This window comes from Mesorhizobium sp. B2-3-7 (genome assembly GCF_006442695.1).
Lineage (GTDB): Bacteria > Pseudomonadota > Alphaproteobacteria > Rhizobiales > Rhizobiaceae > Mesorhizobium.
The window spans coordinates 1-13,690 of the sequence record NZ_VFVV01000004.1; the positions used below are offsets into that span (position 1 = coordinate 1).

Genomic DNA, 13,690 nt, shown 5'->3' on the forward strand with positions numbered 1-13,690 from the left:
GTGAACCGCTTCGACGCCAAAACAGAAGCGGACAGATCATGTGCTACCAAACCGGACAACTTGATTAGCTACCGACACATGTGCATGCCCACAATCGGGCAAATGACCTCACGGCGGGGCCATGCCCTCGCACAGATAGTAGCTGCCGCTGTTGCCGCTCGCCTCGCTCTCGTCTTCGATGGGCCGGACGGAGACGAGATCGATCTGAGTCGGGCTCATCTGCGTCACCGAGAGCACGTCGGGAAAAACGTAGCCCGGCTCCTGGCAAATGGCCGTCACCGCCCAGCTCGGCGAGCGTGTCGCCTTGCTGATCTGCAAGAACTCGCAATTGTATTCGACCCCTTGCAGGCCATGGGCCGACAGCACGATGTTGCCGGCATCGATCAGCGTCTGCAGGGTATCTTTCCTGGCCTGTGCGCAGAGCTCCTCGGACTTGAGGTATACTCCTTCAATGAAATCGTCCGCGGCAAGCGCCGGCGACGCCGCAAACAGCATCGAAACGCAAAGAGAGTTCCTCAAGCCCATGGTTTAATTCCGTTTTCAATTTATAGTGTGACCGCCTCGCCGATCCCAGGCACGACGACATTCACGCCCGAACCCTCCATTCCGGCGACGAATTTGTCGGGCGTCTGGTCGAGCAGGCCGAAAGTCGCATAGTGGCATGGCACGGCGACATCGAACTTGAAATAGCGGCGGCAGGCGAGAGCCGCGACAGCACCTCCCATGGTAAAGCGGTCGCCGACCGGCACCAGGCCGATCTTCGGCTCATGCAGCTCGTTGACCAGCGCCATGTCCGAGAAGATGTCGGTATCGCCCATGTGATAGAGCGTCTTGTCGTCCTGGAAATGCAGGACCAGCCCGCAGGGATTGCCCATATAGATGCCGTCCCCATAGGACGAGGAATGCAATGCCTGGACAAAAGTCGTCGTGAACGGGCCGCAGTCCACCGTGCCACCGGTGTTGCCCTGGTTGACATTGTTCTGGTCGACGCCCTGGCCGCCGAGATAGCCGCAGACCTCGGGGTTGGCGACCAGCATCGCTCCGGTCTTCTTGAGGATCTCGAGCGCATCGCCGACATGGTCTCCGTGACCATGCGTCAAAAGCACGTGGGTGACACCTTCGGCCGGGCCCTCCCAACTTTTCTTCCAAAGCGGGTTGCCGCTCAGGAACGGGTCCATCAGGATGCTTGCGCCCGCCACCTCGATCTTGAAGGCGGATTGTCCGTACCAAGTGAGTTTCATCAGCGAGTTCCTCGATTTTTGCTCCGTCGGAGGATAGAACGGCGTCAGCTCAAGAGCAAAGTGTTACGGCGTCCTCGCGTGTTCAAAACGCCGCGACGGCGCTGTCGGGTCAAAGGAAAACCGTTGGCTATCATTACCATCGAGGAATTGCCGGCGCGGCTGGCCGGCGGCAGGACGCTTGCCGGGCTCGATCTCGGCGACAAGACCATCGGCGTCGCCGTTTCGGACCGTGGCTTTTCCTTCGCGCATCCGCGCCCGGTCATCATGCGACGAAAATTCTCGCTCGACGCGGCCGTGCTGCTGGATCTGCTGCAAAAGGAGAATGCCGGCGCGGTGGTGATTGGACTGCCGGTCAACATGGACGGCTCGGAAGGTCCGCGCGCGCAGAAATCGCGCGCCTTCGTACGCAACATGGCCGCCTTGAGCGACCTTCCCTTCCTGCCATGGGACGAGAGGCTGTCGACGGTAGCCGCCGAACGGACGCTGATCGAGATGGATTTTTCGCGCGCCAAGCGCGCCGGCAAGATCGATTCGGCCGCAGCCGCCTTTATTCTGCAGGGAGTTTTGGACCGGCTTCGCTCGCTCGGTGCAGCCGCTCGAACTGCACCGGAACCGCCGCCCGCCCCCTGATCCAGCCGATGATTTCACGACGGCGGCGAAACGCCCAGATCGCCAGCAGCAGCAGGCCGTCGAATATGCAGGCTCTTCCCACCATGCCGGGAATGATTGTCGGGTCGATGCCGAGCATCTGGCCGTAGAGTTGGAAGACGAAATCATGCAACTGCCGGCTCAGCATGACGTAGCCGAAATTCATGTCGTTGAGCGACAGGTAGAACCAGCCCCAGAAAAGCGCCATCGGAGCCGCCCACAATGCGAAGATGTAACGCATCAGCGGCCTCCCTTCCGGGTCGGCTGGGGTCGGCCCGATATCAGCGAAAGCAGCGAATTGTGGGCTGCGGCCCTGGCCATGCTGTGCGCCGTGGCGTGGATTTCAACCTCATCCGATGTGGCCAGGGTGCGGCGCTCGGCAAGCATGGCGACATAGGAGGCCAGAAGTGCGGCCAATTGCACGGCGACGACCAGGAACAGCCCGTTGATGCCTTGCGCCGCGCCTCCGACCAGGATCAGCGACAGCACGCCGGAAGCGCTGATGAAGGCGATGCGGGCAACGCTGTCGGCGCCCGGATTGCTGGCATTGTTGATCAGCGCCTCGACAAAAGCCCAGAAGAACAGCACCGCCACGACAAGCAGGGCCGTTGCCAGAGGCGCAACCACGACGACATTTTCGAGATCGACGAAGCGGGCGCTCTCGATTGTCACGCCCAGCACCCCAAGCGCCCCGGCCACGCCGCGGTTTCCATCGATGCAGATGATCGCCAGCAGGGCGAAAACGATCGTCCAGTGCAAGGCGAGAAAAGAGGTCAATACCTGTCGCATCGTGATTCCTGCTTCGACAGGAATGACAGTGGGCTTTGCCGCCAGCCCTCGCAACGGAAACCATTTGTTAAGGTTAACGGCGCGGGGGAATGACCAAGGCGTGGTCCATGGCTGCTGCTCAGGTGGTTGGCGGATAGAGCGTGTCGATGATCATGCGCGCATCATGGCGCGAATCGAGCATGCCGTAGGTGTTGCGCCACTGGCCCGCCAGCCGCGTCTCGACGAAGGCATCGGCGATCCGCCCTGCCCCCAACCGGCGCAATTCCGCCGCCGCCGCCGACAGCGCCAGTTGCTCCGTCAGCAGGCGGGCCGAGCCTTCGTCGGTCGCGGCGACTTGCATCGCCGCCTTCAGCACACCGATGGTGCCGCGTCCGCCCGCGCCCAGGTCGCGATCGATGCCGGCAAGCACCTCCTCGAATAGGCCCGGCGCGCGGCCAAGCACGCGCAGCACATCCAGCGCCATGACATTGCCCGATCCTTCCCAGATAGCGTTGACCGGAGCTTCGCGATAGTAGCGAGCGAGCGGCGCCTCCTCGACATAGCCGTTGCCGCCGAGGCATTCCATCGCCTCGTAGAGCAGCGGCGGCGCGATTTTGCAGACCCAATATTTGACGACCGGCGTCATGGCACGGGCAAAGGCCGCCTCGCCGCGATCGCTCGCCGCCTCGTCGAAGGAACGCGCCAGACGGAACGACAGCGCCGTGGCAGCGGCGACGTCGAGCGCCATGTCCGCCAGCACGCGCTGCATCAGCGGCTGCTCGATCAGGTTGGTGCCGAACACCTGGCGATGGCGGGCGTGATGAACGGCTTCGGCCAGACCCGCCCGCATGATCGCCGAAGACGCCACGGCGCAGTCGAGCCGGGTCAAGGTCACCATGTCCATGATCGTCTTCACGCCGGCGCCCGGCTCGCCGACCATCTCACCGATCGCGTTGACGAACTCCACCTCGGAAGACGCATTCGACCGGTTGCCGAGCTTGTCCTTCAGGCGCTGGAAACGGAAGCCGTTGCCCGAGCCGTCGCCAAGGACGCGCGGCACGAGGAAGCACGACAATCCCTCCGGCGCCTGCGCCAGTACCAGGAATGCATCCGACATCGGCGCCGACATGAACCATTTATGGCCGGTCAGGCGATAGAAGCCGCTGCCGACGCGCTCGGCCCTCGTTACATTGGCGCGCACGTCCGTGCCGCCCTGTTTCTCTGTCATGCCCATGCCAAGCGTAAGCCCGGTCTTCTCGACCGGCGGCTTTTGGCTCTGATCGTATTTGCGCGTCGTCACGCGCGGCGCCCACTCGCGGAACAGTTTCGGGCTCGCCATCAGCGCTGCCAGCGAAGCGCTGGTCATGGTGATGGGACACAGATGTCCGGTCTCGAGTTCGGCCGTCAGGTAGAACCGGGCCGCGCGCACCTGATGGCGGCGGCCGATCTCGGCATCGCCGTTCTCCCAGACCGAGGAGTGCAGCCCGTTGGCGACGGAACGGCGCATCAAAGCGTGATAGGCGGGGTGAAACTCGACCAGATCGATGCGCCGGCCCTGGCGATCATACGTCCTGAGCCTCGGCGTTTCGACATTGGCGAGGCGGGCCAGTTCCTGGGCCTCCTGCGTCAGCACGAAGCGGCCGAGCCCGTCGAGATCCTTGCGCACCGGATCGGAAAAGCGCTCGGCAAGCTGGATCAGCAACGGATCGCCCCGCCAGGCGTTGCCGCCTGTCAGCGGCGGCGGCTGGTTCGTCACGTCGTCGGTCACGCTTCATCCTTACTGCCAGGCGGCTACGAATCCGGAGCCATCGGCTAGATATAGCCCAAGGCGCGCGACGAAAATACCGGGGAGAACAGCCGCAATCCAAAGCTGGCGCTTGCAGCCATGGAACGTCCACCCTATAGCAGCCCCTTGAGATGACCGACGCTTCGTCCCTGCCACTCTATCCCCACCGCCATCTTCTGGGCATCCGCGATCTTTCCCCCGCCGACATCGAGCTTCTGCTCGACAGGGCGGACCGGGCTGTCGCGATCTCGCGGCAATCCGAGAAGAAAACCTCGACACTGCGCGGCCGCACCCAGATCAACCTTTTCTACGAAGCCTCGACGCGGACGCAGTCGTCGTTCGAACTGGCCGGAAAGCGTCTCGGCGCCGACGTCATGAACATGTCGGTGGCGAGTTCCTCGGTGAAGAAGGGCGAGACGCTCATCGACACGGCCATGACGCTGAACGCCATGCGGCCCGACATATTGATCATCCGCCACCAGTCGGCGGGAGCGGCCGCCCTTCTGGCGCAGAAGGTCGGCTGCTCCGTGGTCAATGCGGGGGACGGCGCGCACGAGCATCCCACACAGGCGCTGCTCGACGCGCTGACCATCCGTCGCGCCAAGGGTCCGCTGTCGAAACTCATCGTGGCGATCTGCGGCGACATCCTGCATTCGCGTGTCGCCCGCTCCAATATCATGCTGCTCAACGCGCTCGGCGCGCAGGTCCGCGTCGTCGCGCCCTCGACATTGCTTCCCTCGGGAATCGACAGGATGGGCGTGATCGTCACCGGCTCAATGGCCGAGGGCCTGAAAGATGCCGACGTGGTGATGATGCTGCGCCTGCAGCGCGAGCGGATGGAAGGGGCCTTCGTGCCTTCGGTGCGCGAATATTTCCGCTATTTCGGCCTCGACGCCGAGAAGCTGAAGGCCGCGAAAGACGATGCGCTGGTGATGCATCCGGGCCCGATGAACCGTGGCGTCGAGATCGCTTCGGAAATCGCCGACGGCCCGCAGAGCGTCATCCAGGAACAGGTCGAGATGGGTGTCGCCGTGCGCATGGCGGTGATGGAAGCGCTGCTCGATCCGCGCCGCAACCACGAGGGCCGTGGCGCATGACCATCACGGTGTTCGAGCGCGCCCGCATCATCGACCCCTCGCGCGGCGTAGACGAGACCGGGACGGTCATCGTCGACGGGAAGAAGATAGCCGCCGCCGGCAAGGCTGCGCTGAACCAGGGGGCGCCCGAGGGCGCCACCATCGTCGACTGCGCCGGCAAGGCGGTGATTCCCGGCCTGATCGACGGCCGCGTCTTCATCGGCGAACCGGGCGGCGAACATCGCGAAACGATCGCGTCGGCAAGTGTCGCCGCGGCTGCCGGCGGCGTCACCTCGATCGTCATGATGCCCGATACCGATCCGGTCATCGACAATGTGGCCCTGGTCGAATTCGTGCTGCGCACCGCCAAGGACACGGCCATCGTGAATATTTTCCCGGCCGCCGCCATCACCAAGGGCCTCGACGGCCGCGAGATGACCGAATTCGGCCTGCTGCGCGAGGCCGGCGCCGCCGCCTTCACCGACGGCCGCCACACCATATCAAGCGCGCTGGTGATGCGCCGCGCCCTGACTTATGCCCGCGATTTCGGCGCAACCATCGTGCACGAAACCCAGGATGCCGATCTCGCATCGTCGGGTGTGATGAACGAGGGACTTTACGCAAGCTGGCTGGGGCTTTCCGGCATTCCGCGTGAAGCCGAAACCATCCCGCTGGAGCGCGACCTTGCCCTGGCGCGCCTGACGCGAGGTTCCTACCACGCGGCAAAGATATCGACGGCGATGGCGGCGGCATCGGTGGGGCGCGCGAAGGCCGACGGCGCGACCGTCACATCGGGCGTATCGATCCACAATCTGTCACTCAACGAAAACGATGTCGGGGAATACCGGACCTTCTTCCGCCTGACGCCGCCGCTGCGTGCCGAGGAAGACCGCCTGGCCATGATCGAAGCGATCAGGGACGGCACGATCGACATCATCGTCTCCTCGCACGATCCGCAGGACGTCGATACCAAGCGCCTGCCCTTCGCCGACGCCGCAGCCGGCGCCATCGGGCTGGAAACGTTGCTGGGCGCCGCCTTGCGGCTCTACCACAATGGCGACGTGTCGCTGCCGCGGCTGATCGAGACCTTGTCCACGGCGCCGGCACGGCTGTTCGGCCTGCCTGGCGGCACGCTCAAGCCCGGCGCTCTCGCGGACCTTGCGCTTGTTGATCTGGATGAACCCTGGATCGTCAGCGAAAGCGGCATCCGCTCGCGCTCGAAGAACACCTGTTTCGAAGGCGCGCGCCTGCAAGGCAAGGTCTTGCAAACGCTGGTGGCGGGCCGCACAGTGTTCTCGGTCTGAGCGGGCGGCGGCGCATCGCGCCGGATTCAGCCCGTCAGGGGGAAATGCGGGGGGAACAATGACTTACAACCTGATCCCGGCGCTGGTGCTCGGCTATTTCTTGGGCTCGATTCCGTTCGGGCTTCTGCTGACCCGTGCGGCAGGGCTTGGCGACGTGCGCCAGATCGGCTCCGGCAACATCGGCGCGACAAATGTGCTACGCACCGGCAACAAGGGCCTTGCCGCGGCCACGCTGCTGCTCGACGCGCTGAAGGGCACGGCCGCGGTGCTGATCGCGGGCCATTTCGCGCCCGAACTCGGCGCTTGGGCCGGCCTTGGCGCCTTCCTCGGCCATCTCTTCCCGATCTGGCTCGGATTCAAGGGAGGCAAGGGCGTGGCCACCTATCTCGGCGTGCTGATCGGCCTTGCCTGGCAGGTGGCGCTGATCTTCGCCATCGTCTGGCTGGCCATGGCATTCCTGTTCCGCTACTCCTCGCTTGCAGCGCTGACGGCCGCGGTCGCCGTGCCGATCGCCCTCTATTTCCTGAGCACACCGCAGATTGCCGCATTGTTCGTCGTGATGAGCCTGATCGTCTTCATCAAGCACCGGGCCAACATTTCACGCCTGCTTGCCGGCACCGAGGGCAAAATCGGGGCGAAGGAGTGAGCAAGCCGCTCGCCGGACCGCGCCTCAGCGACCGGCAGCGGTTGAGCTGGCTGCGGCTGATCCGCACCCAGAATGTAGGTCCTGCCTCCTTTCGCGACCTGATCAACCGCTTCGGTTCGGCCGAAGTCGCGCTGGAAATGCTGCCGGAACTGATGGTTTCGGGCGGCGCCAGCAGGATCGCCCGCATTCCCTCGATCGCCGAGGCCGAAGCGGAACTGGAGGCCGCAAGGCTGGCAGGCGCCCGCTTTGTCGGTATCGGCGAGCCGGACTATCCCGCCCTGTTGAAAAACATGGACCATCCGCCGCCGCTGCTGGCGGTGAAAGGCGAAGGCGCGGTGTTTCGGCTGCCCGCGGTGGCTATCGTCGGCGCCCGCAACGCCTCGCTCGCCGGCATCAAGATGGCGCGCATGCTGGCGACCGACCTTGGCCGCGACGGTTACGCCATCATCTCCGGCCTCGCGCGCGGCATCGACACTTCAGCACATCAGGGCAGCCTCTCGACCGGCACGATCGGCGTGCTGGCCGGAGGCCTCGATCTGCCCTACCCGCCTGAGAATGCCGGCCTGTGCGACGAGATCGTCGAGCGCGGCGGCGCCATCATTTCGGAGATGCCGTTCGGCTGGCAGCCGCGTGCCCAGGATTTTCCGCGCCGCAACCGCCTCGTCGCGGGCGCGGCAGTCGGTCTGGTGGTGGTCGAGGCGGCGCAGCGTTCCGGGTCCCTGATCAGCGCCAGGCTCGCAGGCGAAATGGGCCGGCTGGTCTTCGCCGTACCCGGCTCGCCGCTTGATCCACGCGCCGCCGGCACCAATGGCCTGCTCAAGGACGGTGCCACCTTGGTCACCGAAGCCGCCGACATTCACAGGGCAATCGCGCCGCTGACCGGTTTGCGGGCCCCCGAACTGCCGCCCTTTGAAGATCCCCCCGATTTCTCGGCCACGCCGCCACCCGGCGAAAACGACCGCGCCAGGGTGACCGAAGCGCTCGGCCCGACGCCGGTGGCGATCGACGAGATCATCCGCCACACCGGCCTGCATCCGGCCCAGGTGTTCATGGTGCTCCTGGAGCTCGACCTCGCCGGCCGGCTCGAACGGCATGCCGGCGGCAATGTCTCGCTGGTCTTCGCGGAAGGCTGACAGCCTCCGTCAGTGGTGATCGCGCTTCTTCTGTTCGGTCTCGGTATAGTCGGGCGTGTTTGCGCCGAACAGGTCCCTCTCGACGGCCTTTCGCCAGACGGCGTCGGCATCTTCGGGACGTGATGGATCGAAAGTTGTCTCGGTGTCCTGCATACGCCGGCGCGAACGCCGCCAGAGCCATGCGGGCATGATCTCGTGAATGAGGCTGGTGAACTGGACCATTGATCAACTCCTGAAACCCGTTCTTAAAAGACGCAAAATGCGTTGCGGCCTCAACTCCGGACAGGGGACTGGACCGCCTCCTCAAACCGGCCCGTGCCGGATCGGTCGTGGCATAGGGATTCGAGCCAGGCCAGGGTCTCGGCGACATCGGCCAGCGCGTGGCGCGCCACGGTTTTCCCTTGCGGTTTGATGCGGACCGAAATGCCATCCATTTCATTGACGGCTTCGAAGCCGTTCTCATCCGACGTGTCGTCTCCGAGGAATACGGGAATCCGCCCCCGGAAAGCCGGCAACTCGCAGAAACGCCTGATTGCCGCTCCCTTGGCCGCCTCGAGCGGCATCAGTTCCACCCCGGCATTGCCGGCAAGAACCCGATATCCTCGCGGAAGCCGCTCCAGGGCCTGTTCGACCAGTTGCGTCGCCCGTTGCAGCAACTGCGGCGCCGCACGCGTATGAATGGCCAGGATCGGGCCCTTGCGCTCGATATAGACATCCACATTGTCCAGTTCCGCCTCGATTTCCTCGGCAAGCGCGGCAATGTCGGCGGGCTCGTCGGCCGCCTCGACGGGCCCGTCACGGACAAGCCGGTGCTCCAGGCCGTATAGACCCGCAGCCGGCAGGCGCAACGGCTGGAAGAGCCGGTCGACGGCGGAAACGGATCTTCCTGTAATGAAAGCCAGAGCGCCAGCCAGACGCCCGTCCAGCCTTGTCAGCATGCTTCGCAACGCATCACCGACGACCACCGCGTCGGGATGCGCGGCATGTTCCAGAAGCGTACCGTCAATGTCCAGGAAGAGTGCCCATCGGCCTTGCGGGACGGTCGGCACGGACAGATTTGCCGATCCCGACATCACAGCGCCGCGACCCGTTTGCGATCAAGCAGCGATATCACATTGGCCGCGGCAACGGAGCCCGGCCCGGCGGGGTCGATCGCGATTCGCTTGCGCAAGCGGGCGGCGTCGAGAAGCATGCTGCCCGCCCAGCGATAGACATTGTTGTCGCGGACGATCTCGCGCATGCGCTGCATGCGCTGGCGCTGCTCGGCGGGCACCATGGTCAATGCCTGCAGCAACGCCTCGGCCATCATCGTCGCGTCGTAAGGATTGACGATCAGTGCCTCGAGAAGCTCCTTGGAAGCGCCGGCAAACATGCTGAGCATCAGCACGCCCTGCTCGTCGTCGCGTGCGGCGACAAATTCCTTGGCGACCAGGTTCATTCCGTCGTGCAGGCTGGTCACCATGCAGACATCGGCGGCTCGGTAGATTTCGTAGACCTGCTCCTGGGAATGGTGTTCAGCCACCATCAAGACAGGCGTGTAGCCGTCCCGGCCATAACGCTCGTTGAGCTCCGCCGCGCAACGCAGGCATTCCTCGTGCAGTTGCTGGTAGGCCGGCAAGGTTCCACGGCTTGGCGCCGCGATCTGCAGGAAGGCCACCTGGCCGATCCACTCCGGGTGTTGCTTGAACAGTTCGTCCAATGCATGAAACCGGTCGAGAATGCCTTTCGTATAATCGAGGCGCTCGACGCCGACACAGAGGCTGACATTGTCCGCCAGCCCGAATTTTTCGCGAATTCGCGCGCGGCACTGCGCGATGGCGGGCAATTTCCCGAGTTGAGCCGGCGGCCACTCTATCGAGATCGGATAGGCGTGGACCAGGCTGGTCTGGCCGCCATAGGAGATCGCCGAATCCTCGCGCTCGATCCTGCTTTCCAGGAAGCGGTCGACGCTCTCGATGAAGTTGTTGCAGTGGAACTGCGTATGAAAGCCGATGATAGAGCTCCCCAGCAGGCCGTCCAGGATCTTTTCCCGCCAGGGGCAGATGCTGAAGACTTCCGAATTTGGCCACGGAATGTGCCAGAAGGTGATGATGATCGCATCGGGCAGGCGTTCCCGGATCATTCGCGGCAGCAGCGCGAAATGATAGTCCTGGACGAGGACGATCGGGCGTTCGTTCCGCGCTTCGGCAACGACGGTATCGGCGAATTTGCGATTGACGGCTTCGTACGTTTCCCAGTCGGACGTGCGGAAGACGGGCCGCGTAAAGGCTATGTGGCACAGGGGCCAGAGACCCTCATTGGCAAAGCCCAGATAATAGCCTTGCTGTTCCTCGTCGGTCAGCCAGACACGGCGCAACGTGTAGGATGGGTTCTCAGGTGGGACCTCGATGCGGTCGTTCTGGTCGACGACGAGATGATCCGCCGAACCGCCGCCATAGGCTATCCAGGTTCCCGCGCAGGCACGGGTGATCGGCTCCAGCGCCGAGACAAGTCCACTGGCCGGCACAACCAGGTCGACATTGTCATCCCTGAGATTGTGAATGTAGGGCTCGCGGTTGGAGACGACGATCACTTGCGCATCCGGCAGTTCCTTCGCCAGGATTTCGCGCAGTGTCGAGGGCGACCAGTTGACGAGCGCCGCGTCGGCGGAATGGCCATTCTTTTCGAACTCCCGCAATACGACACGAGCCGGTGGAGGCTCGACATTCGCCGGTTCCGGCGGGGTCCGGCGGGATCGCAGCGCGGAAATCACCAAGGCAACAAGGGAAACGCAGAGGCTGGCAAGAATGACGAACCATAGAGCGGAGGCAGAGTGGAGGAAGTCAAAATTGTTGTCTGGCATCGATGTGAATTGCTCCGGCCTAGGTCGCGCCTCTCCGCGGGGGAGATGGTGCAACGCACGTCGCCGGTGATGGTTCCGGTTTTTAGCTGCGCACGATCAAAGGCGCCAACCCTTCATGGCGGTCGGCCAGAAACGCGCCCACACGGTCTCCTACCCGCTGGAACGTCAGGTCGACTGCCGTGCCCGCCACCGCGAGATGGCGGATCACCAAGCTGTCGATGCCGATTGGCAGGCGTGGCCTTGTGACATGGATTTCGCCGGCCCAGCCGTCGATATGGAGGCCCAGACAGGCCTGCATCAGCATGAAGGCGGAACCTGCCGACCAGGCCTGCGGCAGGCAAGCGACTGGATACGCGATCGGCGCCTCGCCCGGTGCGCGGGTGAAGCCGCAGAAGAGTTCGGGCAGGCGCATGTTGAAATGGACGGCGGATTCGAACGTCCCGCTCATCAGCCGCACCACATTGTCGCGAATGCCGTACCGCGCAAGGCCTGCCGCGCATATCGCCGTGTCGTGCGGCCAGATGGAGCCATTGTGATACGACATGGGATTGAAGAATATTGCGTCGTCGGCGAGCGTCCTCAATCCCCAGCCGGAGTGAAAAGAAGCCGACAGCAACTGATCGGCGACGATCCGCGCCCGATCCGGATCCGGAAGCCCCACATAGAGCAGATGTCCAGCATTGGACGTGCGCACCTCGCATGGTCGGCCGTCGCCATCGAGCGCCAGCGCGTAGTAACCCAGCTCTTCGATCCAGAAATGACTTTCAACCCGCCGGCGGATCTCTTCGGCCCGCCTTTCCCAGCCTTCCGCCTTTTCTGTCTCGCCTCGCCGGCGAGCCAGTCTCGCCAGCCCCTGGAACGCCGCGAAGACGTAGCCCTGCACCTCGACCAGCGCGATCGGCCCCTTCGGGATACGACCGTCTGCATGAAAGACCGAATCAAAGCTGTCCTTCCATCCCTGGTTGGCGAGGCCTGACTCCGCCGCACGCCGGTAGGTGACGAATCCGGTCGAAGCGCTTGCCGCCTCGATCCATTCGGCGGCTGCACATAGCGACTGCCACAGGCCGTCGATAAAGACCATGTCGCCGGTGCGGTCCGCGTAAGCGCAGGCGAGATGAACGTAGAGCGGGGTGGTGTCGACGCCGCCATAGTAGCGGCCGAACGGCAACTCGCTCAGCGCCGTCATTTCACCTTTGCGCGTTTCATGCATGATCTTGCCGGGCTGAGAGTCGCTGAAGGGCGAGGTTTCGGTCGCCTGATGTTGCGCGAGAAAGGCAAGCACGCCGCGCGCCAGGCCGGGATTGAGCCAGAGCATCTGCAACGCCGAGATCACGCCGTCTCTGCCGAAGGCCGTCGAGAACCACGGAATGCCGGCATAGGGATAAGGGCCGGTCGCAAGTTCGGTGGTGAGCAGCGCCACATCGGCACGGGCGCGCTCCATCCAGTCGTTGAACACCCTGCCCGAACTGTGCAGCGTCGCGCCATGGCGGCGCTTGGCGCGCATGCCGAAACGCGCGCGCGCCGCTGCGGCGCGAAACCGGTCGCGGTCGGGCACATCGGCCATCTCGCTGCCGACCTCGACATACAGTGTCTTGCGGCTGCGTTTGGTGACTGCAATGAAGAAATCCGCCCGGTCGGAGGTCAATTCGTCGGGTTTCTGCGAAAACGATATCGTCGACGTACGCACCACCTTGTCCAGGCCTTCATAGCGAAGCAGAACCGAGTTCTGGTCCATCTCGGCGGTATGGGCGGTGCCTCGTTTGGCGCGTGTCGAGCCACGAACTTCGAACATGTCGCGGAAATCGGCGGCGAAGCGCAGCGAAAGCAGGACGGTCGAATGTTCCTGGCTGTAGTTGGAAAGGGTCAGGCGCTCATACAGCCGGTCCTCCCACAGCAGCCTGACACGCTCGATGTGGATCGCTCCTTGCGGGATGGGACGGCCGCCGGCACTCTCTATAGGCAGATTGGTCAGGTTGGAGGTGAACAGGACATTGTCCTGGCTCAGCGATGCGCCCAGCAACGACGTCGAACGACCGCCCACCGCGAGGCGGAATTCGGAAAGCACGCGCGTGTCGTCGCGGAAGAAGCCGTCGCCCACACCGCGTATGTCGCCATAGGAATCGGCGACGGCGAAGCAGTCGCCATGCTTGAGTGCGAAGAGCCGGTGCGGTTCCCTCGGCGCGGTTTCGTCCAGGGAGGCCAGGGCTATTGCGGGATCAAGCTTGCGCTCGTCAAGTTGGGTGATG

Annotated in this window: 14 protein-coding genes; 5 read left to right on the plus strand and 9 right to left on the minus strand. The window is 64.0% G+C overall.

Annotation, left to right across the window (positions count from 1 at the left end):
• Positions 1-108: 108 nt before the first annotated feature.
• Together FJ940_RS09470 and FJ940_RS09475 are read right to left on the minus strand one after the other, a co-directional pair.
• Positions 109-525 carry a hypothetical protein gene (locus tag FJ940_RS09470; RefSeq protein ID WP_140515339.1) on the minus strand — a complete coding sequence of 139 codons (417 nt, stop codon included), beginning with the start codon at positions 523-525 and terminating at the stop codon, positions 109-111.
• A 20-nt stretch (positions 526-545) separates the two neighbouring features.
• Complete coding sequence (locus FJ940_RS09475) at positions 546-1,241, minus strand: metal-dependent hydrolase (protein WP_140656318.1); 696 nt, start codon at positions 1,239-1,241, stop codon at positions 546-548.
• A 123-nt stretch (positions 1,242-1,364) separates the two neighbouring features.
• On the opposite strand from FJ940_RS09475, the gene ruvX reads away from it, so the two are divergent.
• On the plus strand, positions 1,365-1,871 hold the full coding sequence (gene ruvX / locus FJ940_RS09480; protein ID WP_140656321.1) for a Holliday junction resolvase RuvX: 507 nt from the start codon (positions 1,365-1,367) through the stop codon (positions 1,869-1,871).
• Here ruvX and FJ940_RS09485 read toward each other — a convergent pair.
• The 3 genes from FJ940_RS09485 to FJ940_RS09495 all read right to left on the minus strand — a co-directional run bounded on the left by FJ940_RS09485 (position 1,789) and on the right by FJ940_RS09495 (position 4,425).
• A complete protein-coding gene (locus FJ940_RS09485; RefSeq protein WP_140656324.1) occupies positions 1,789-2,130 on the minus strand; it encodes a DUF6105 family protein in 342 nt (113 codons plus the stop codon). The two genes, ruvX and FJ940_RS09485, sit on opposite strands and share 83 nt — an antisense overlap.
• The gene (locus FJ940_RS09490) at positions 2,130-2,678 is read right to left on the minus strand and encodes a hypothetical protein (RefSeq protein WP_140584621.1); all 549 of its coding nucleotides are present in this window, start codon (positions 2,676-2,678) and stop codon (positions 2,130-2,132) included. The genes FJ940_RS09485 and FJ940_RS09490 overlap by 1 nt, the downstream gene beginning before the upstream one ends.
• Before the next feature lie 118 nt (positions 2,679-2,796).
• Positions 2,797-4,425, minus strand: a complete 1,629-nt coding sequence (locus FJ940_RS09495) for a DNA alkylation response protein (RefSeq protein ID WP_140515334.1) — start codon at positions 4,423-4,425, stop codon at positions 2,797-2,799.
• A 149-nt stretch (positions 4,426-4,574) separates the two neighbouring features.
• Here FJ940_RS09495 and FJ940_RS09500 point away from each other — a divergent pair, with 149 nt between their 5' ends.
• Genes FJ940_RS09500 through dprA form a run of 4 tightly spaced genes read left to right on the plus strand, consistent with a single transcriptional unit; the run spans position 4,575 to position 8,602 of the window.
• Positions 4,575-5,540, plus strand: coding sequence for an aspartate carbamoyltransferase catalytic subunit (locus tag FJ940_RS09500; protein ID WP_140515333.1), 966 nt, complete (start codon positions 4,575-4,577; stop codon positions 5,538-5,540).
• The gene (locus tag FJ940_RS09505) at positions 5,537-6,823 is read left to right on the plus strand and encodes a dihydroorotase (RefSeq protein WP_140515332.1); all 1,287 of its coding nucleotides are present in this window, start codon (positions 5,537-5,539) and stop codon (positions 6,821-6,823) included. Before FJ940_RS09500 ends, FJ940_RS09505 begins: the two co-directional genes overlap by 4 nt.
• A 58-nt stretch (positions 6,824-6,881) precedes the next feature.
• The gene (gene plsY, locus FJ940_RS09510) at positions 6,882-7,469 is read left to right on the plus strand and encodes a glycerol-3-phosphate 1-O-acyltransferase PlsY (RefSeq protein WP_140515331.1); all 588 of its coding nucleotides are present in this window, start codon (positions 6,882-6,884) and stop codon (positions 7,467-7,469) included.
• Positions 7,466-8,602, plus strand: coding sequence for a DNA-processing protein DprA (dprA, locus tag FJ940_RS09515; RefSeq protein WP_140656326.1), 1,137 nt, complete (start codon positions 7,466-7,468; stop codon positions 8,600-8,602). Before plsY ends, dprA begins: the two co-directional genes overlap by 4 nt.
• Positions 8,603-8,611: 9 nt before the next feature.
• Here dprA and FJ940_RS09520 read toward each other — a convergent pair whose 3' ends face one another.
• From FJ940_RS09520 to FJ940_RS09535, 4 genes are all read right to left on the minus strand, one after another.
• Complete coding sequence (locus tag FJ940_RS09520) at positions 8,612-8,824, minus strand: hypothetical protein (protein ID WP_140656329.1); 213 nt, start codon at positions 8,822-8,824, stop codon at positions 8,612-8,614.
• A gap of 50 nt (positions 8,825-8,874) precedes the next feature.
• Complete coding sequence (gene otsB, locus FJ940_RS09525) at positions 8,875-9,675, minus strand: trehalose-phosphatase (RefSeq protein WP_140656331.1); 801 nt, start codon at positions 9,673-9,675, stop codon at positions 8,875-8,877.
• The gene (locus tag FJ940_RS09530) at positions 9,675-11,444 is read right to left on the minus strand and encodes a trehalose-6-phosphate synthase (protein ID WP_140557735.1); all 1,770 of its coding nucleotides are present in this window, start codon (positions 11,442-11,444) and stop codon (positions 9,675-9,677) included. The genes otsB and FJ940_RS09530 overlap by 1 nt, the downstream gene beginning before the upstream one ends.
• 82 nt (positions 11,445-11,526) lie before the next feature.
• The gene (locus tag FJ940_RS09535; RefSeq protein ID WP_140525405.1) at positions 11,527-13,689 is read right to left on the minus strand and encodes an amylo-alpha-1,6-glucosidase; all 2,163 of its coding nucleotides are present in this window, start codon (positions 13,687-13,689) and stop codon (positions 11,527-11,529) included.
• Position 13,690: the final 1 nt, after the last annotated feature.

Bases quoted from the DNA above. Each gene is read 5' to 3' on its own strand.
- FJ940_RS09490 (WP_140584621.1), bottom strand. From the start codon at position 2,678: ATGCGACAGGTATTGACCTCTTTTCTCGCCTTGCACTGGACGATCGTT.
- plsY (WP_140515331.1), top strand. From the start codon at position 6,882: ATGACTTACAACCTGATCCCGGCGCTGGTGCTCGGCTATTTCTTGGGC.
- FJ940_RS09500 (WP_140515333.1), top strand. From the start codon at position 4,575: ATGACCGACGCTTCGTCCCTGCCACTCTATCCCCACCGCCATCTTCTG.
- otsB (WP_140656331.1), bottom strand. From the start codon at position 9,675: ATGTCGGGATCGGCAAATCTGTCCGTGCCGACCGTCCCGCAAGGCCGA.
- FJ940_RS09485 (WP_140656324.1), bottom strand. From the start codon at position 2,130: ATGCGTTACATCTTCGCATTGTGGGCGGCTCCGATGGCGCTTTTCTGG.
- FJ940_RS09530 (WP_140557735.1), bottom strand. From the start codon at position 11,444: ATGCCAGACAACAATTTTGACTTCCTCCACTCTGCCTCCGCTCTATGG.
- FJ940_RS09475 (WP_140656318.1), bottom strand. From the start codon at position 1,241: ATGAAACTCACTTGGTACGGACAATCCGCCTTCAAGATCGAGGTGGCG.
- FJ940_RS09505 (WP_140515332.1), top strand. From the start codon at position 5,537: ATGACCATCACGGTGTTCGAGCGCGCCCGCATCATCGACCCCTCGCGC.
- FJ940_RS09470 (WP_140515339.1), bottom strand. From the start codon at position 525: ATGGGCTTGAGGAACTCTCTTTGCGTTTCGATGCTGTTTGCGGCGTCG.
- FJ940_RS09520 (WP_140656329.1), bottom strand. From the start codon at position 8,824: ATGGTCCAGTTCACCAGCCTCATTCACGAGATCATGCCCGCATGGCTC.